The organism is Streptomyces sp. NPDC030165, assembly GCF_055573595.1.
On record NZ_JBVIBD010000015.1, the window covers coordinates 226195 to 243807 of the forward strand.

The 17613-nt window shown below is 74.2% G+C and carries 13 protein-coding genes; 2 read left to right on the top strand and 11 right to left on the bottom strand.

All coding sequences use genetic code 11. The features are described 5' to 3' along the window. Positions 1 to 155: 155 nt before the first annotated feature. From ACZ4Z1_RS27145 to ACZ4Z1_RS27155, 3 genes are all read right to left on the bottom strand, one after another. Positions 156 to 1820: a transporter gene (locus ACZ4Z1_RS27145; RefSeq protein ID WP_468489225.1), complete on the bottom strand. Its 1665-nt coding sequence runs from the start codon at positions 1818 to 1820 to the stop codon at positions 156 to 158. Then, positions 1817 to 2674 (bottom strand): ABC transporter ATP-binding protein, encoded by an 858-nt coding sequence (locus tag ACZ4Z1_RS27150; RefSeq protein ID WP_468489226.1) that lies wholly within the window; start codon positions 2672 to 2674, stop codon positions 1817 to 1819. Before ACZ4Z1_RS27150 ends, ACZ4Z1_RS27145 begins: the two co-directional genes overlap by 4 nt. A 244-nt stretch (positions 2675 to 2918) precedes the next feature. Further along, complete coding sequence (locus ACZ4Z1_RS27155; protein WP_468489227.1) at positions 2919 to 3590, bottom strand: bifunctional DNA primase/polymerase; 672 nt, start codon at positions 3588 to 3590, stop codon at positions 2919 to 2921. A 668-nt stretch (positions 3591 to 4258) separates the two neighbouring features. Between ACZ4Z1_RS27155 and ACZ4Z1_RS27160 the strand changes: the two genes are divergently transcribed. After that, positions 4259 to 5650, top strand: coding sequence for a transcriptional regulator (locus tag ACZ4Z1_RS27160; protein WP_468489228.1), 1392 nt, complete (start codon positions 4259 to 4261; stop codon positions 5648 to 5650). Positions 5651 to 5770: 120 nt separating this feature from the next. On the opposite strand, the gene ACZ4Z1_RS27165 is transcribed toward ACZ4Z1_RS27160, so the two are convergent. Next, a complete protein-coding gene (locus ACZ4Z1_RS27165; RefSeq protein ID WP_468489229.1) occupies positions 5771 to 6454 on the bottom strand; it encodes a hypothetical protein in 684 nt (227 codons plus the stop codon). A gap of 114 nt (positions 6455 to 6568) precedes the next feature. Between ACZ4Z1_RS27165 and ACZ4Z1_RS27170 the strand changes: the two genes are divergently transcribed. Then, positions 6569 to 7981, top strand: a complete 1413-nt coding sequence (locus tag ACZ4Z1_RS27170) for a DNA polymerase III subunit gamma/tau domain-containing protein (protein WP_468489230.1) — start codon at positions 6569 to 6571, stop codon at positions 7979 to 7981. 57 nt (positions 7982 to 8038) lie between these two features. On the opposite strand, the gene ACZ4Z1_RS27175 is transcribed toward ACZ4Z1_RS27170, so the two are convergent. The 7 genes from ACZ4Z1_RS27175 to ACZ4Z1_RS27205 all read right to left on the bottom strand — a co-directional run bounded on the left by ACZ4Z1_RS27175 (position 8039) and on the right by ACZ4Z1_RS27205 (position 17528). Continuing rightward, positions 8039 to 9112 (bottom strand): FecCD family ABC transporter permease, encoded by a 1074-nt coding sequence (locus ACZ4Z1_RS27175; RefSeq protein ID WP_468489231.1) that lies wholly within the window; start codon positions 9110 to 9112, stop codon positions 8039 to 8041. Then, positions 9109 to 10188, bottom strand: a complete 1080-nt coding sequence (locus ACZ4Z1_RS27180; RefSeq protein WP_468489232.1) for a FecCD family ABC transporter permease — start codon at positions 10186 to 10188, stop codon at positions 9109 to 9111. Before ACZ4Z1_RS27180 ends, ACZ4Z1_RS27175 begins: the two co-directional genes overlap by 4 nt. Continuing rightward, positions 10185 to 10838 carry a dTDP-4-dehydrorhamnose 3,5-epimerase family protein gene (locus tag ACZ4Z1_RS27185; RefSeq protein WP_468489233.1) on the bottom strand — a complete coding sequence of 218 codons (654 nt, stop codon included), beginning with the start codon at positions 10836 to 10838 and terminating at the stop codon, positions 10185 to 10187. Before ACZ4Z1_RS27185 ends, ACZ4Z1_RS27180 begins: the two co-directional genes overlap by 4 nt. Further along, positions 10826 to 11713, bottom strand: coding sequence for a dTDP-4-dehydrorhamnose reductase (gene rfbD / locus ACZ4Z1_RS27190; RefSeq protein ID WP_468489234.1), 888 nt, complete (start codon positions 11711 to 11713; stop codon positions 10826 to 10828). Before rfbD ends, ACZ4Z1_RS27185 begins: the two co-directional genes overlap by 13 nt. After that, positions 11710 to 12702: a dTDP-glucose 4,6-dehydratase gene (gene rfbB / locus ACZ4Z1_RS27195; RefSeq protein ID WP_468489235.1), complete on the bottom strand. Its 993-nt coding sequence runs from the start codon at positions 12700 to 12702 to the stop codon at positions 11710 to 11712. The genes rfbD and rfbB overlap by 4 nt, the downstream gene beginning before the upstream one ends. 103 nt (positions 12703 to 12805) lie before the next feature. Beyond that, on the bottom strand, positions 12806 to 13873 hold the full coding sequence (locus ACZ4Z1_RS27200; RefSeq protein ID WP_468489236.1) for a glucose-1-phosphate thymidylyltransferase: 1068 nt from the start codon (positions 13871 to 13873) through the stop codon (positions 12806 to 12808). Between the two features lie 7 nt (positions 13874 to 13880). Continuing rightward, a complete protein-coding gene (locus tag ACZ4Z1_RS27205; protein ID WP_468489237.1) occupies positions 13881 to 17528 on the bottom strand; it encodes an ABC transporter ATP-binding protein in 3648 nt (1215 codons plus the stop codon). Between the last annotated feature and the right edge of the window lie 85 nt (positions 17529 to 17613).

Below are 17613 nucleotides of genomic sequence, written 5' to 3' on the forward strand. Positions count from 1 at the left end.
CTCCCCGTGACGGCGGCCGGCCCCGGTGGCCGGCCGATCACCCACACCCTCCGACCTGAAGTTGACTTGAGGTCAAGTCGCCGAGGCCGTGACGACGTCCCAGCCGCGGCTCAGCCGCACCTCAGTCACGCCCCCAACCATGCCCCGACCACGTCTCACCCCTTGCTGACCGCCCCCAGGATCTCCGGCAGCCGCCGCGCCACCCGGGGGGCCGCCACCCGCATCCCCAGGAGCGCGATACCGACCCCGTACGCCGCTCCCACCGGCAGCAGCAGCCACAGCAGGCTGTTCAGGCCCGCCACGTGCAGCCAGACCATCAGCGCGACCACCGGTGCGGCCAGCACACCGCTCACCAGCATCCCGCCGAACAGGCTGAACCAGGCGATGGCACCCTGGCCCGGGGCGATGTTCTTGTTGCTCTCCGCCGGGATCGAGTACGGGAACAGCGCCGAGGTCACCGCACCGGTCGCCACCAGGGCGCCGAGCAGGGCCAGCGACAGTCCGTAGACGTCGAAGAACGCGGACCACGGGCCGAGGAAGGCGGCCGCGCCGATCACGACCAGCGTCACGAACGGCACACCGACCAGGGCCAGGCCCAGCCCACGGGCGCGCAGTTCCAGGTAGGCGTCGCGGGGCGTGGAGATCGTCGAGGCGACCATCCAGAACGCCGAGGTGTCCTGCCCGAACTGGTTGTACATCTGCATGCCCAGCAGGGCCGGCGCCGAGAACGCCGTGTAGATGCTGCCGCCGCCCTGGAGGGCGGAAACCACCGGGACGAGCAGGCCCACACCGAACGCCATGGCCCACGACATCTTGGACTTCGGGTCGCGCCAGGCGTAGCGCATCATCCGCAGGATGACGGTGCCCGTACGGCTCTCCGGCAGCAGCCGCTGCAGACCGCCGCCCGAGGAGCGCTGCTTGCGCGCGCTGTCCTGTTCGACGGCCTGGAGGGTGGAGGAGTCGGGCGAGGTCATCACCGTGGTCAGGGTGCGCCGCCACCACCACAGCAGCAGGCCGAGCGCCACCGCGGCCAGCGCCAGGCCCAGGACGGCACGCCCGTACGCGCCCTCGCTCGCCGCGCGGACGGCGTCCATGGCCGAGGCGGGCGGCACCCAGCGCAGGATGTCGGACGTGGGCTCCAGGGCGGACAGCCCGGCGCCGGAGCCGAACAGTTTCTGCGCGCCGACGTTCACGCCCTGTGCGCCGATCGCGACGAACAGGCCGCTCAGTACGGCGAGGTCGCGGCCCCGGCGGCTGGTCAGCAGCCGTACGTTGGCGGTGGCCACGGCCCGCGCCAGGGCCACGCACACCAGGACGACCAGGACGACGGCGAGCACGCCGACGGCCGCGGCGCCCGCGCTGTGCGCCATCATGATCACCGAGCCGACGGCCAGCGCCAGGGTGAAGACGGGGCCGATCCCGACCAGCGACGTGACCAGCAGCGACACGATGAGCGGCCGGGGCCGCAGTGGCAGCATGACCAGCCGGGTCGGGTCGAGGGTCTCGTCCCCCGACGGGAAGAACAGCGGCATCGCAGCCCAGCCCAGCGTCAGCACGGCGGCGAGCAGGACGCCCAGAGCGCCCGCGTGGTCGACGTCCCGCAGGGCGATCAGACCGAGCAGGACGCCCGCCGCACACAGCAGGGACACCACGAGCGACGCCACGTAGGCGAAGGTCCGGCCGGACGACTGGCGCAGGCCGTTGCGCAGCAGGGACAGCTTGAGGCGGATGAAGACCGGGGTCAGTGACGCGCCCGAGGCCGCCTGCGGGGCGCCGGGCGGCGTGCCGGTGGGTGTCGTGGAGGTGGCGGAGGCGGTCACCGGGCGCCCCCGCCGCCCAGCCAGTCCAGGTCCTGCCCGGCCGCGCGGCCGTTGGCGCCGACCAGTTCGAGGAAGGCGTCCTGCAGGGACGGCGCGTCGCAGCGTACCTCGGCGAGCGGGCCGTCCGCCCTGATGCGCCCGCCGGCCATCACCGCCACCCAGTCGCACAGCGACTCCACCAGCTCCATCACGTGGCTGGAGAAGACGACGGTGGCTCCGGAGGAGGTGTAGCGCTCCAGTACGCCGCGGATGGTCTGCGCGGACACCGGGTCGACGCCCTCGAACGGCTCGTCCAGGAAGAGCACCTCCGGGTTGTGCAGCAGCGCCGCCGCCAGCCCGATCTTCTTGCGCATACCGGTCGAGTAGTCGACCACGAGCTTGTTCTGCGCGCCGGACAGGTCCAGGACCTCCAGCAGCTGGTCGGCGCGCTTGTCGACCTCCGCGCCGGGCAGCCCCCGCAGCCGCCCGATGTAGGCCAGGAGTTCGCGTCCGGACAGCCGCTCGAACAGGCGCAGTCCTTCGGGCAGTACGCCGATACGGGACTTCACCGCGACCGGGTCGTGCCACACGTCGTGGCCGCCGATCTCCACCTGCCCGGCGTCCGGGCGCAGCAGGCCGGTCACCATCGACAGGGTGGTGGTCTTGCCCGCGCCGTTCGGGCCGACCAGGCCGATGAACCGGCCCGCGGGCAGTGTCAGGTCGATCCCCGCCACGGCGACCTGCTCGCCGTACTTCTTCCACAGCCCCTGGACGTGCACGGCGGGCGGAACCGTGCCGTCCGTCCGGACGGACGGGCCGTCCGGTGGTGTGGCCGTGCCCGCCGACTGGTCGATCTGTTCCGGTTCGTTGGCCACCGGTTCTGCCCTCCACGTCCCCGCAGGGGCTGGTCATGCCCCTGTCCGTTCATCCCACGATACGGGCGGGTGTGCGACAGGGCCGGTGCGGCCGCACGGCCGGGCGCAAGGAGCGGGAAAAGGGAGAGCGTGGTGTGGGGAGGGGGCGTGCACGGTGCGGTACGCGCCCGGCGCACACGCACGGGGTACGGGAGCAGGGCGACGGCGCGGCAGACGTGCCCCGTACGCCTCCGCCGCCCCGCCCTCACCGCCCGCGTGCCGCCGCGGCCTCCCGCCCGCAGGCGTACGCCAGGGGGCTGATCAGTTCGTCCGCGTCCGGCAGCCACCGGTTGGCGGCGGTGGGCTCGCGCACCCACTGCACCGCCCCGTGCGCCCCCACGCGCGTCGGCGGCGCGGCGACGTAGTCGCCCTCGCCGCGCGCGATCAGGTCCAGCGTCGCGGGCGGCCAGCCCAGATGCCGTACCAGGTCAGGCACCTTGACCGAGGCACCGGGCAGGACGAAGAAGAGCATCCGGCGGCCCGGGGTACGGGTCACCGGCCCGAGCGGCAGGTCCATCCGCTCCATCCGGGCCAGCGCCAGGCAGCCCGCCGTCTCGGGCACGTCGAGTGCCTCGAACGTACGGCCCGTCGGCAACAGGATCGAGGCGCGCGGATTCCTGCTCCACAGGCGGCGGGCGGCCGTCGCGCTGCCCGTGGCGTGGCCGGCCCAGCCGGGGACCGTGGGGTGCGCGCCGGGCGCGGCGCAGTCGGCCGCGCCGCACGAGCAGCGCGGCACTTCGCCCTCGTCCTCCAGCCATGCGCCGGGCAAGACGTCCCAATGCCGCTCTTCCGCGTAACGCACCGCAGTTTCGATCAACAGCTCGCCACGCTGCTCGGGGACCTGAGAGGCTCCTGTGACTCCGATGGTGTCTTCCACGTGCTGGACAACTTTCCCTGTCACCAAGGGTTACGGCCGACACGTGCACCACCCCGGCGCATCGTTCCCGCACGTGGGGCGCATGGATGCATGGCCGGGGGCGCGTGCGGGGGAGCGCCGGAAGAACGGGTAGCCACCTGCGTGACGGGCGGAGAGGCCGCCCGGCGGCAGGCCGCGGCACAGCCGAGACGGACCCCGGAGCGAACGCCGGACCCGTACGGTGCGGCGGGCGCCGCGAGCAGGACGCGGGTACCGCACGGCGTACCCCGGTTCGGCCGATTTCCCGGAACACCGTCCCACCGAACGTCCGAAGTCCGAAGTCGGAGGCCGGAATCCCGAGTGCGCGGGCCTGAGGACTCCACAGTCCCGAGGAGCCCGCGGACCTGAGGAGACCGCAGACCGAAGGACGCGGACCGAAGACCGGAGCAGCATGAACCGGGCCCGTCAGGCAGTACGCGGAACCGGAGCGGCAGGGCCTACCGGACACCGCAATCCGGCGGAGCGATCCGCCGGCCGGCCGGTCCGACCGCTTCGGCCGGGGAATGTCAAGGCTTCGGCGGACATGACGCACATCCGAGATATCCCGGATATCCGGCATATGCGCGGGGAATTGGTCCACGGGTACGGCGTTCGCTGGTGAACGCGCAGCAGTAATCAGGGGGTGCAGCATGGCCGCCAGGCCACTCGTCGCGCGGCAGCCGAACGAACGGCTGCAGGCGCTCATCCAGGAAGCCGCCTGTTCCAACGCCGGACTCGCCCGCCGCGTCAACATGTGCGGCGCCGAACACGGCCTCGACCTGCGCTACGACAAGACCTCCGTCGCCCGCTGGCTGCGCGGCCAGCAGCCACGCGGCCGGGCCCCCGCCATCATCGCGGAGGCGCTGGGCCGCAAACTCGGGCGTACGGTCACCATCGACGAGATCGGGATGGCCGACGGCAAGAACCTCGCGTCCGGTGTGGGCCTGCAGTTCTCGCCCACCGTCCTCGGCGCCATCGAACAGGTCTGTGAGCTGTGGCGCAGCGACGTCGGCCGGCGCGACTTCCTCAGCGGTTCCACCGTGGCCGCCTCCGCTCTGGTCGAGCCGAGCCGTGACTGGCTCATCACCAGCGCCGACCCGCAGGTCGCGCGGAGCGCCGGTGCGCGGGTGGGCATCTCGGACGTCGAAGCCGTACGGGCCATGACCACGGCCCTGGGCGAACTGGACCACCGCTACGGCAGCGGCCACGTCCGGCCGGTCGTCGTCCACTACCTCAACAGCGTCGTCTCCGGGCTGCTGGCCGGCTCGTACCGGGAATCGGTCGGCCGCGAACTGTTCGCGGCGGTCGCCCGGCTGACCGAACTGGGCGGCTACATGGCCGTCGACACCGGCCAGCCGGGACTGGCGCAGCGCTACTACATCCAGGCGCTGCGGCTGGCGCAGGCGGCCGGCGACCGCGGGTACGGGGGGTACGTGCTGGCCGCCAGCATGAGCCACCTCGCCGCCTCGCTCGGCAACCCGCGGGAGATCGCGCAGCTCGCGAAGGCCGCGCAGGAAGGGGCGCGCGGGCATGTCACGCCGCGCGCGGAGGCGATGTTCTTCGCGGCGGAGGCGCGCGGGCACGCCCTGATGGGGGACGCGCGGGCCTTCCAGGTCGTGGCGGGCCGGGCCGTGGGCGCCATGGAACGCGCCGTCGGCTCCTCCGGCACCGGCGACGACCCGGTGTGGATCTCCCACTTCGACGAGGCCTACCTGGCCGACGAACTCGCGCACTGCCACCGCGACCTGGGGCAGGCGGGCGCGGCCCGCCAGCGTGCGCAGGAAGCGGTGGACGGGCATCCCGAAGGGCGGGCACGACGCCGCGCCATCGGGCTGGTGCTGCTGGCCAGCGCACAGGTCCAGCAGCGCGAGATCGAGCAGGCGTGCCACACGGGCACCCAGGCCGTCGAGTTGCTGAGCGGGCTGCGGTCCAACCGGGGCGCGGAGTACCTGGAGGACTTCCAGCTGCGGCTGGAGCCGTACCGGGACGAGCCGGTGGTGCGGGAGTTCGGTGCCCGGCTGGAATTGCGGGCAGCCGCGTAGCGGATTCGCGGCCCGCGGCAGCCGGGGGAGGGCTGGTCGGCGCCCGGGCCGCCTCGTCCTTTCCCGCCGGGCGGGCCGCGCAGGGCCCGCCCGGCGGTTCCTCCGTACCCCAGAAGGCCCTCAGAAGGGCCTGGAAGCCCCTTGTGGGGCGCTTCGGGTGGGTGGTGACCAGGGGACATGGTCGAACGCGACTGCGACCCGGTAGCGTGAGCCGACGCTTCCGTAAGTCAGCAGATCGTAGGAGTCCCGGTGACGCAGAGCGGACAGGGCAACGACCCGCACAATCCTGCGGGCGAGCCCGCGCGAGAGGGCGTTGTGCTGCCCGCTCACGGTGATCCGTGGGTCCCCGGCCGGCAGGCCGCACCACCCGCGGGCCAGCCCTGGGGGCAGCCCTGGGGCCCCGAGCAGCAGCAGGCACCGGGCGAGCAGCCGGTTCAGGGACAGCCGGCCCAGGGGGCGCCGGCCCAGGGGGCGCCGGGCCAGGGACAACCGCTTCCGGGACAACCGCTTCCGGGACAACCGCTTCCGGGACAGCCGGTTCAGGGACAACCGGCCCAGGGGCAGCCCGTCCAGGGGCAGTCGGCCCAGGGGCAGTCGTACGGTGGGCAGCAGGTGCCCGGCCAGCCTTACGGCCGGCAGGCGCCGCAGTACCAGCAGCAGGCCCCCGGGCAGCAGCCGTTCGGGCAGGGGCAGCAGGCGTACGGCCAGCAGCAAGCGCCGTACGCCCAGCAGCAGCCGTATGGCCAGGAGCCCTTCGCCCAGCAACCGCCCGCCCAGCAGCCGCAACCGCCGCTCCAGCAGCAACAGCCTCCGCCCGCCATGCCTCTGCCCCCGCAGACGCAGCCCTCGCAGATGCAGCCTCAGCAGACGCAGCCTCAGCAGAATCCTGCGCAGCCGGGGCAGGCCCCTTCCCCGGACATGGAAGCGACCGCACTGATATCCCCGTTCGACCCGCAGTCCGGTGAGCAGACGTCGCACGGCCAGCTCGTCCGCGCGACGCCGCAGGCCGGTGCGCCGATGCCGCCCGCCGCCGGCGACCCGGAATCCACGGCCCTGCTGCGCCCCATCGGCGCCCAGCAGGGCCGGACGGGAGCGGGCGCCCAGGGCGGGCAGCCCGGCCCGATGCCCGGTGCCGCGCCGCTTCCGCCGCAGGCCGGCGGCCCCGCGGGCGCACGTCCCGAGTCGCCCGGTGAGTCCACCCGCACGCTGCGTGCGATCAAGCCGAACGGCCCGCAGCCCGGCGCGGCACAGCCCGCACCATCTGCACAGCCCGCTCAGCCCGCGCCGTCCGGTCAGCCCGCGCCGCCCGGTGCCGACTCCGAGGCCACCCAGTTCATACCGCCGATAGGCGCCGGAGGTCCCACGCCGCCCCCCGGCGCACCCTTCGGCGTACGGCCCGGAGGTTCCGGAGCGCCCGCAGCCCCCGGCGCCCCCGGCGAACGCGCGACCCCCGCCGAGTTCGAGGGCCTGTTCCGCTCCGGACCGGGCGGTGCCGCCCCGTCCGGAGTACCGGGCGGCGTGCCGGACGCCACCGCACAGCTGCCCCGCTTCGACGACGCGGACCAGCCGCCTCAGGGCCCGTACGGCCGGCAGTCCTTCAGCCGGCAGCCCTCCGGCCGGCAGCAGTACGACCACTACGCGCCGCACTCGGACTACGAGCCGGACGGCGGCGGCCGGCGTCGTCGCCTCGCGCCCGCCGTGATCATCGGTGTGGCCGTGGTCGCCCTGGCGGGCGCCGGTCTCGGTGTCGGCTGGGCGCTCAGCGGGGGCGGTGACGACGGCCCCAAGAAGCAGGAGTCCGGCGGCGCGTCCGGCGCGGCGAAGGACGGCGCGGGCGGCACGGACGCCAAGCAGCAGCCGTCGCCGTCAGCCGACCCGGCGGCCGCGCAGGCCAAGGACCTGGACGCGCTCCTGGCGGACAGCAACAACAGCCGTTCCGCCGTGATCGGCGCGGTCAAGAGCATCAAGTCGTGCGACAACCTCGACGCCGCGGCCAAGGACCTGCGGGACGCCGCGGCACAGCGCAACGACCTCGTCAGCCGCCTGGCCAAGCTCCCCGTCGACAAGCTGCCCGGCAGCGGCGAGCTGACCGCGGCGCTCAACGAGGCGTGGAAGTCCTCCGCCTCGGCCGACAACCACTACGCGGCCTGGGCCGGTCAGGTCAAGGGCAAGAACGGCTGCCACAAGGGCAAGGCCCGCGGCGGCAAGGAGCCCGCCCAGGGCAACGCGGACAGTGGGCGGGCCACGAAGGCCAAACAGCAGGCGGCGAAGCTGTGGAACCCGATCGCGCAGAAGTACAAGCTGACCGAACGCCGCCCGGAACAGCTCTGACGGGCCGGACTCCCGGCCCGTGAGCGGCCGACGCTCCCACGCCGATCACCACCCCCCTCACACCTTCCCCGCCCTCCTCTCCAGGAACAGCAGCCACGCCAGATACACCCCGCCACCCACTCCCGTGATCACGCCCACCGGCAGGATGCCCGTACCGGAGATGCGCTGCGCCGACCAGTCGGCGAGCGTGACCAGGACGGCGCCCATCCAGGCGGCGGGCAGGACGTTGGGGCCAGGGGAGCGGGTGAGACGGCGGGCCAGCTGGGGCGCGGCGAGGGCGACGAAGGGGACGGGGCCGGCGGCGGCGACGGCGAGTGCCGTCAGGCCGGTGCCGGTGGCGAGGAGGGCCAGGCGGCTGCGTTCGGGGGCGACGCCCAGGGCCGCCGCCGTGTCGTCGCCCATCTCCAGCAGGGACAGCCGCCGGGCCAGCGCCAGGACGGCGGGGGCCAGGACGACGACGCCGAGCGCGGCCACGCCCACGTCGGACCAGCCGCGCCCGTTGAGGCTGCCGATCATCCAGGTGGCGGCTTCGGCGGCCTTGCCGATGTCGGCCCGTACGTAGAGGTAGCTGGTGAGCGAGCCCAGGACCGCCGAGCCGCCGAGGCCGACGAGCACCAGGCGGTAGCCGTGTACGCCGCGCCGCCAGGCCAGCAGGTAGACGGCGGCGGCGGTGGCCAGTCCGCCGAGCACCGCGCCGAGGGCGATCTGCGCGGTGCCCGCCTCCAGGAGGATGACGGAGACCAGGGCGCCGGCCGACGCTCCGCTGCCGAAGCCGATGACGTCGGGGCTGCCGAGCGGATTGCGGGCCAGTGACTGGAAGACCGCGCCGCTCAGGCCCATCGCGAACCCGGCCAGCAGCCCGTCCAGCACCCGGGGCAGCCGCAGGTCGCCCACGACGAAGTCCGCGCCGGGCGGGCCGTCCCCGAAGAGGGTGGCGAGGACTTCGGCGGGGCTGAGACGGTAGCTGCCCGTGCCCAGGGACAGGACGGCCACCAGGGCACCGGTCAGCGCCAGCGCCGCGCAGACCAGCAGGGCGCGGCGGCCCAGCCGGAGGGAGAGCCCGCCGCGGGTGCGCAGGACGGTGGGGCGCGGCGCCGTGCGGCGCGCGGTCGGGGTGCGTACGGCGGTCACAGCTGGGCCACCTTCCGCCGGCGGACGAGGTGGATGAACAGCAGACCGCCGCAGAACGCGGTGACGACCCCGACCTCGATCTCGGTCGGCGGGACCAGCACCCGGCCGATGATGTCGGACCCCAGGAGCAGGACCGGCGCGAAGACGGCGCAGTAGGGGAACAGCCACCGGTTGTCGGGGCCGCAGAAGGCGCGTACGGCGTGCGGGATCATCAGGCCGACGAAGCCGATCGGCCCGCAGACGGCGGTGGCGGCGCCGGACAGCAGGGTGATGGCGGCGATGGACAGCACCCGGGTGCGGCCGGTCCGGGCGCCGAGGGAGCGGGCGGTGTCCTCGCCCAGGGCGACCGCGTTCAGGGGACGGGCCACGGCCAGGGCGAGGACGGCGCCCGCGAGGAGGAAGGGCAGCGCGGTCAGCAGCAGGTCGCCGCGGCGGCCCGCGAGGGTGCCGACCGACCAGTGCCGCATGGTCTCCAGAGCGCCCAGGTCCGTCAGTTGGAGTCCGTTGACGTAGCCGAAGAGGGCGGCGTTGACGGCGGTGCCCGCCAGGGCCAGGCGTACGGGGGTGGCGGCCCGGCTGCCGCCGAGCGCGTTGACCAGGACGGCCGCCACACCGGCGCCGGCCAGCGCGAACCACAGGTAACCGGTGAAGGAGGCGATGCCCAGCACGCTGATCGCGGTGACGACGGCGGCCGAGGCGCCCGCGTTGACGCCGAGGAGGCCGGGGTCGGCCAGGGGGTTGCGGGTGAGGGACTGCATCACGGCGCCGGCCAGCCCGAGGGCGGCACCCGCCGCGACGCCCAGCGCGGTACGCGGCAGGCGCAGTTCGCGCACGATCCGGTCGTCGGCGGTGCCGGTCGACTCGAACAGGCCGTGCCACACCTGGTCGAGAGGGATGGCCTTGGCACCCACGGCGATGCTCGCCAGCACCACTACGGCCAGCAGCGCCAGGCCCAGCAGCAGCCCGCCGGCCCGCAGCACGCGGCGCCCGGCGGGTGGTGCGGCCGGGGGTGTCGGGGCCGGCGGGGTCTCCGGCGCGGGCGAACCGGCGCGCGCCGGGGGCGCGGCCGTCGTCACGCCGCACTGCCTTCCCGTACGGCGGCCCGGTGACGTACGGGCTCCTCGTCCCCGGGGCGAGCGGATTCCTCGTCGCGGTGCCGTACACACACCTCGTACGAAGGCAGCAGCCCCAGCCGCTCCGCCTCCTCCAGCGTGGGCGCGGCGGCGTCCTTGGCGGACAGCAGTGGGGTGACGCCGGCGGGCCACCCGATGCCCAGGTCCGGATCCAGCGGGTGGACGCCGTGTTCACGGCGGGGCCGGTAGCCGGTGGAGCACAGGTAGACCACGGTGGCGTCGTCGGTCAGGGCCATGAAGGCGTGGCCGAGCCCTTCGGAGAGGTACACCGCGCTCAGCCCGTCCTCGTCCAGCGGTACGGCCTCCCAGGCGCGGTATGTGGGGGAGCCGGTCCGCAGGTCCACCACCACGTCCAGTACGGCGCCGCGTACGCAGGTGACGTACTTGGCCTGGCCGGGCGGCACCTCGCTGAAGTGCACGCCGCGCAGCACACCGCGGCGGGAGACGGAACAGTTGGCCTGCGCCAGGACCGGGGCGCGCCCGGTGGCGCCGGTGAACTCCGGCTGGGTGAACCATTCGTGGAAGGAGCCCCGGTCGTCCCGGTGCACGAGCGGTTCGCGGACCCAGGCTCCTTCTATGCTCAGCGGGCGCATGAGACGGCTCCTCCCAGTGTCGCGGTGACGGTGGCGAATTCGGCGGCGAGCGCGTCCCGCCAGTGCCGGGGCGCGGGCAGCCCGGCGGCGGCCCAGCGGTCGTGGCCCAGCACGCTCCAGGCGGGGCGGCGGGCGGGCCGGCCCAGGGCGGCGCTGTCGGTGGGCCGCACGCGGTCCGGGTCGGCGCCCGCCAGCCGATAGACCTCGCGGGCCAGCCCGTACCAGGTGGTCAGGCCGCTCGTGGTGGCGTGGAAGACGCCGGGGCGGGCGGGGCCGCGCCCCAGGGCGAGCAGTCGTTCAGCGACGTCGCGGGCCGGGGTGGGCTGGCCCGTCTGGTCGTTGACGACGTCCACGGCGGCGCCGCGCGCGGCGCGCTCGGCCATGGTCCGGACGAAGTTGCGGCCGTGCGCCCCGTACAGCCAGGCGGTGCGGACGACGGTCCCGGTGTGCGGCAGTGCGGACAGGACGGCCTGTTCGCCCGCGAGTTTGCTGCGCCCGTAGGCGGTGCGAGGCCCGGTCGGCGCGCCCTCGGTGTACGGGGCGGCGGCGTCGCCCGCGAAGACGTAATCGGTGGAGACGTGCAGCAGCCGGGCGCCGCCGCGGGCGCAGGCGCGGGCCAGGCCGCGTACGGCGTGGGCGTTGACGCGGTGCGCCTGCTCCTCGTGGGACTCGGCGGCGTCCACGTCCGTGTACGCGGCGCAGTTGACGACCACGGCCGGCCGGACGCGGCGCAGGGCGGACTCCACGGCGCGGGTGTCGGTCAGGTCCAGCGACCGGTGGTCCAGGGGGAGCGCGCAGATGTCCTCGGCGGCCAGCAGGCGGCACACCTCGCGGCCGAGCATGCCGCTCGCGCCGGTGATCAGCCAGCGGTTCACCGGGCGGCACCCCCGAGGACCTGAGCGGTGGGGGCCCACCGGTCGGGGTGGTCGCGGTACCAGGCGACGGTCTCGGCGAGCCCGTCCTCGAAGGAGTGCCGCGGAACGTAGCCCAGCTCGGTACGGATCTTCGTCCAGTCCACGGAGTAGCGCCGGTCGTGGCCCTTGCGGTCGGTGACGTGGTCGACCCGGTCCCAGCCGGCGCCGCAGGCGGCGAGAAGGCGCTCGGTGAGGTCCTTGTTGCTGAGTTCGGTGCCGCCGCCGATGTTGTAGACCTCGCCGGGCCGGCCGCCCTCGAGGACCAGGCGCAGGGCCCGGCAGTGGTCGTCGACGTGCAGCCAGTCGCGTACGTGGAGCCCGTCCCCGTACAGCGGGACGCGGCCGCCCGCCAGCAAGCGGCTGACGAAGAGCGGGATGACCTTCTCGGGGTGCTGGTAGGGGCCGTAATTGTTGGAGCAGCGGGTGACGGACACGTCCAGGCCGTGGGTGCGGTGGTGGGCCAGGGCGAGGAGGTCGGAGCCGGCCTTGGTGGCGGAGTAGGGGGAGTTGGGGGCCAGTGGCTGGTCCTCGGTCCAGGAGCCGTCCTCGATCGAGCCGTACACCTCGTCGGTGGAGACGTGGACGAAGCGGGCGACGCGGTGGCGTACGGCGGACTCCAGCAGGACCTGGGTCCCGAGGACGTTGGTGGCGGCGAAGTCGGCGCCGCCCGCGATGGAGCGGTCGACGTGCGACTCGGCGGCGAAGTGCACCACCGCGTCGTGGTCGGCCAGCAGGTCGTCCACCAGCGGCTGGTCGCGGATGTCGCCGTGCACGAAGGTGAACCGGGGGTCGTCCTGCACGGGCTGGAGGTTGGCGCGGTTCCCCGCGTAGGTCAGGGCGTCCAGAACGGTGATGACGTGCGGCCCGCCGCCGGGGCCTTCGGGGGTGAGCAGGGTGCGGACGAAGTGGGAGCCGATGAAGCCGGCCCCGCCGGTGACGAGGATTCTCAAGGTGTCGGTCCAAGAAGGGAAGGGGAACGGGGATGCGGTCGGGCGGGGGCGGACGGCGGCCCGCCGGGCCCGGGGTGGCGCGGCGCGTGGGCGGGCACCGGGCTCAGGGCGCTATCTGCACCTGGCTGTGATCGCCGAGCACCAGGCGGTGCGCGCGCGGCGCGCGGGCGGCGCCGCTCATGCGGACCATGCGGCCGATGAGCGAGCCCTCGATCCGTCCGGCGTTCTCGATGCGGGAGTCGCCCAGGACGATGGAGAACTCCACCTCGCTGCCGCTGATCAGGCAGCCGTCGGCGACGGAGGTGGAGGGGCCGATGTAGGAGTCGCGGACGACGCTGCCCGCGCCGATGACGGCCGGGCCCACGATCCGCGACCGTACGACGCTGGCCCCGGCCTCGATGCGGACCCGGCCGACCAGTTCGCTGTCGCTGTCCACGTCGCCCAGGACGGCGGGCGGCAGCCCCTCCAGCACGGTGCGGTTGACCTCCAGCATGTCGGTGGCGTTGCCGGTGTCCTTCCAGTAGCCGGAGATGACGGTGGACTGCACGGTGCGTCCGGCGTCGACCAGCCACTGGAGGGCGTCGGTGATCTCCAGTTCACCGCGCACGGAGGGCGAGATGGCCCGTACGGCGTCGTGCACGCCGGGGGTGAAGAGGTAGACGCCGACCAGGGCCAGGTCACTGCGCGGGTGGCTGGGCTTCTCCTCCAGGCGCAGCACGCGCCCTTCGGGGCTGAGTTCGGCGACGCCGAAGGCGGTGGGGTCGGGGACCTTGGTGAGCAGGATGCGGGCGTCGGGCCGGGACTGCCGGAACTCCTCGACGAGTTCGGTGATCCCGCCGACCACGAAGTTGTCACCGAGGTACATCACGAAGTCGTCGTCGCCGAGCCAGTCGCGGGCGGTCAGGACGGCGTGCGCGAGGCCGAGGGGCCGTTCCTGGGGGAGGTAGGTGACGCGGGCGCCGAAGCGCGAGCCGTCGCCGACGGCCGCGCGGATCTCCGCCGCGGTGTCCCCGACGATGATCCCGATATCGGTGACGCCCGCGGCGACCAGGGATTCGATGCCGTAGAAGAGCACCGGCTTGTTGGCGACGGGGACGAGCTGCTTGGCGGCGGTGTGGGTGATGGGACGCAGTCTGCTGCCGGTGCCTCCGGAGAGGACAAGTGCCTTCATGAGGGGGTCATCCTTGGGTGAGGGGGGCGGGTTCGGCGGCCGAGTGGTGGTGCCACAGGCGGGCGTACGGGCCGTCGGCGGCGAGGAGCTGCTGGTGGGTGCCTTCTTCGGCGATCCGCCCGGCGTCCAGGACGACGATGCGGTCGGCCCGGGCGGCGGTGGCCAGGCGGTGCGCGACCAGGACGGTGGTGCGGCCGGCGGCCAGCCGGTCCCCGGCGTCCAGGACCGTGCGTTCGGTGGCCGGGTCGAGGGCGGCGGTGGCCTCGTCGAGCAGCAGCAGGCCGGGGGCGACGAGGTGGGCGCGGGCCAGCGCGACGAGCTGGCGCTGCCCGGCGGACAGGCGCTGTCCGCGTTCGCCGACGGGCTGGTGGAAGCCGTACGGCTGGGCGGCCACCGCGGGCAGCGCGCCCACCGCCCGTACGGCCGCCTCGACCTCCTGGTCGGTGGCGTCGGGCCGGCCGTAGCGGACGTTGTCGGCGATGTCCCCGGTGAACAGGTGGGCTTCCTGGGGGACGACGCCGAGCAGCCGCCGGTAGGCGGACGGGTCGTAGGCACGGACGTCCACACCGTCCACCAGTACCTGGCCCTCGGTCGCGTCGTGGAAGCGGGCGAGCAGCTTGACCACGGTGGATTTTCCCGCGCCGGTGGCGCCGACGAGCGCGACCGTCTCGCCGGGCCCGATGCGCAGGTTGACCCGGTCCAGGGACGGCTGTTCGGCGCCCGGGTGGCGGAGGGTGACGGCGCGCAGTTCGACCGCGCCGCGCAGCCGGTCCGGTACGGGTACGGGATCGGCGGCGGGCCGCACGGAGGGCGTGACGCGCAGCAGTTGCAGGGTGCGGCGCAGCCCGACGGACGCCTGCTGGTAGCCGTCGAAGGCGAGCGAAAGCTGCTGGACCGGTGAGAAGAACATGCCGAGGAGCAGCGTGAAGGCGACCAGGACGCCGGGGCCGATGCCGCCGTCCGCGACCCGGTGCGCGCCGTACAGCAGCACGGTGGCCTTGGCGAGTTCGGCGGTGAGGTTGACGCACGGGAAGTACACGGCGGCGTAGCGCTGGGCGCGCAGCCGGGCGGCGCGGTAGTTCTCGGAGAGCCTGCCGAACTCCTCGGCGGTCCTGCCCTCCCGGCTCTGGGACTGGGCGACGCGCAGGCCCGAGACGTTCTCCTGGAGGCTGGAGTTGACCTCGCCGACGCGCTTGCGGGCGTCGGTGTACGCGGCGGAGGACAGCCGCCAGAAGACGGCGGTGGCCACGGCGATCAGCGGGACGGGGGCGAGCGCCGTCAGGGCCAGCGGCAGGTCGACGGCGAGCATCGCCACCACGGCGCCGCACAGTGTGGCCAGCGCGGCCACCGAGGCCAGCAGGTGGGTCTGGAGGAAGGCGGAGAGCGCGTCGATGTCGTTGACCATGGCGGTCATGATCTGGCCGCCGCGCTCGCGCTCGTAGAAGTCCAGGCCCAGCCGCTGGAGGTGGGCGAAGGTCTTCACCCGCAGGCCGTACAGCACCCGTTCCCCGGCCCGCCGGGTGACGCGTGCCTGGACGGTGAGTACACCCCAGCCGGCAGTGACGACGAGCAGCGCGGCGAGGGCGGTGGCGGTGAGGGCGCTGCCGTCGCCCGCGCCGACCCCGGCGTCCAGGCCGTGACGGACGAGGAGGGGCAGCGCGAGGGAGGCGAGGGAGTCGGCGACGACGAGCAGCAGGCCCAGCAGCAGGGCGGCGCGTACGGGGGTGAGCAGCCGCCGGAAGCGTGCGTCGGGGTCGGGGGCGCGCAGCCGTGCCTCGTCCAGGCGCGGGTCGTCGGTGGTGTCCTCGGGCGTGTCCCGGTCCGCGTCGGCGGGGGGTTCCGGCCAGAGGTCCGGAGTGACGCCCCGGTCGCCGGTGTGCGGGCCGGTGGTGACGCGTACGTCGAGGGAGTCGCCGGGCCCGGCCAGGAGCTCGCGGAACAGCGGGCAGCGCTCGGCCAGTTCCTCCTGGGTGCCGGTGTCCACCACGCGGCCGTCGTCCAGGAGGGCGATGCGGTCGGCGAGCTGGAGCGTGGAGCGGCGGTGCGCGATCAGCAGGGTCGTCCGGTCGCCGGTGACGGCGCGCAGCGTGCGGTGGATGGCGGCCTCGGTGCCCGCGTCCACGGCGGAGGTCGCGTCGTCCAGCACGAGCACGCGCGGGTCGGCCAGCAGGGCGCGGGCCAGTACCACGCGCTGCCGCTGACCGCCGGAGAGCGTCAGCCCGCGCTCGCCGACCTCGGTGGCGTACCCGTCGGGCAGGGCGGCGATGAACCCGTGCGCCTCGGCGGCCTCGGCGGCGGCCCTGACCTGCTCGTCGGTGGCGTCCGGACGGCCGTAGGCGATGTTGTCCCGGACGGAGCAGGAGAACAGGAAGGGCTCTTCGAAGACCACGCCGATGGTGGAGCGGAGGTCCGCGAGCGAGAGTGCGCGCACGTCGGGGGCCGCGCCCGGTGGGCCGACGTGCACGGAGCCTGCCTGCGGATCGTAGAAGCGGGGGAGCAGCAGGGAGACGGTGGACTTGCCGGAGCCCGACGGGCCGACCAGGGCCAGCGTCTCGCCGGGCCGTACGGTCAGGGAGACGCCGTCGAGGACCGGGTCGCTGGGTGCGTACCCGAAGCGTACGTCGCGCAGTTCCAGGCCGACCGGACCGGCGGGCAGGGCGGCCGGCTCGTCCGGTTCGGTGATGTCGGGCCGGGCGTCGATGAGTTCGCCGACCCGCTCGGCGGCGGCGCGCGCCTGCTGGGCGGTGACCAGGAAGCTCGCGAACAGGCGGGCGGGCCCGGCCAGCAGCGCCAGGTAGGCGGCGAAGGCGAGGAAGGTGCCGGGCCCGATGGTGCCGCGCAGCGCCAGCCAGCCGCCGAGGGCGAGCACCCCGACCTGGCCGAGCGCGGGCAGCGCCGCGAGTGTGGCGGTGGCGCCGGCCTGGATGCGGGCCACCCGCATCCGCCGCCCGAACAGGCCGCGGGCGGTACGGGCCAGCCGGTCGGTCTCGCGGTCCTCCTGGCCGAACCCCTTGACCACCCGTACGCCGGTGACGGCCTCCTCGACCTGCTCGGCGACGCGGGCGGCCCCGGCCTGCGCCTCGCGGGTGGCGGGGACGAGGCGGGCGCGGCTGCGGGCGGCGGCCCACGTGGTGGCGGGCACCACGGTGAGCGCGACCAGGGCGAGCGGGGCGCACAGCCACAGCATCGCGCCGACGGCGACGAGGAAGAGGGCCGAGGTGCCGAGCGGGATCGGCAGCATCCCGAGCATGATCTGTACCTGCGTGAGGTCGCTGTTGGCGCGGGAGACGACCTGGCCGGTGCGCAGCGCGTCCTGTTTGACGCCGTCCAGGCGCTGGAGGGAGTCGAACACCTGGGTGCGCAGCCGGTGTTGAACGGCGAGTGCGAGTTTTCCGGCGGTGTAGCGGCGGGTGAACTCGGCGCCGAACTGGACCAGCGCCAGGCCGGCCATGGCGGCGGCGAGCCAGCCGATGCGGCCGGTGTGTCCGGCCACGGCGTCGTCGACGCCGAGCCGGGCCAGCAGCGGGCCGACCGCCTCAAGTCCTGTGCCGAACACGGAACTCACGGCGACCGCGAGGAGGAGTCGGGGGTGGTGCCGGCACGCGGCGCCGAGCCTGCGTATCCAGCCGGGGGGCGTTGTTGACCTGCTGAGCACGTGGTTAGCTTAGGCTTACCTAAGTGGCGGATCGCCACTCAGGGTGTGTGACCTGGCACACACGCACGCCGAACCACTCGTTTCA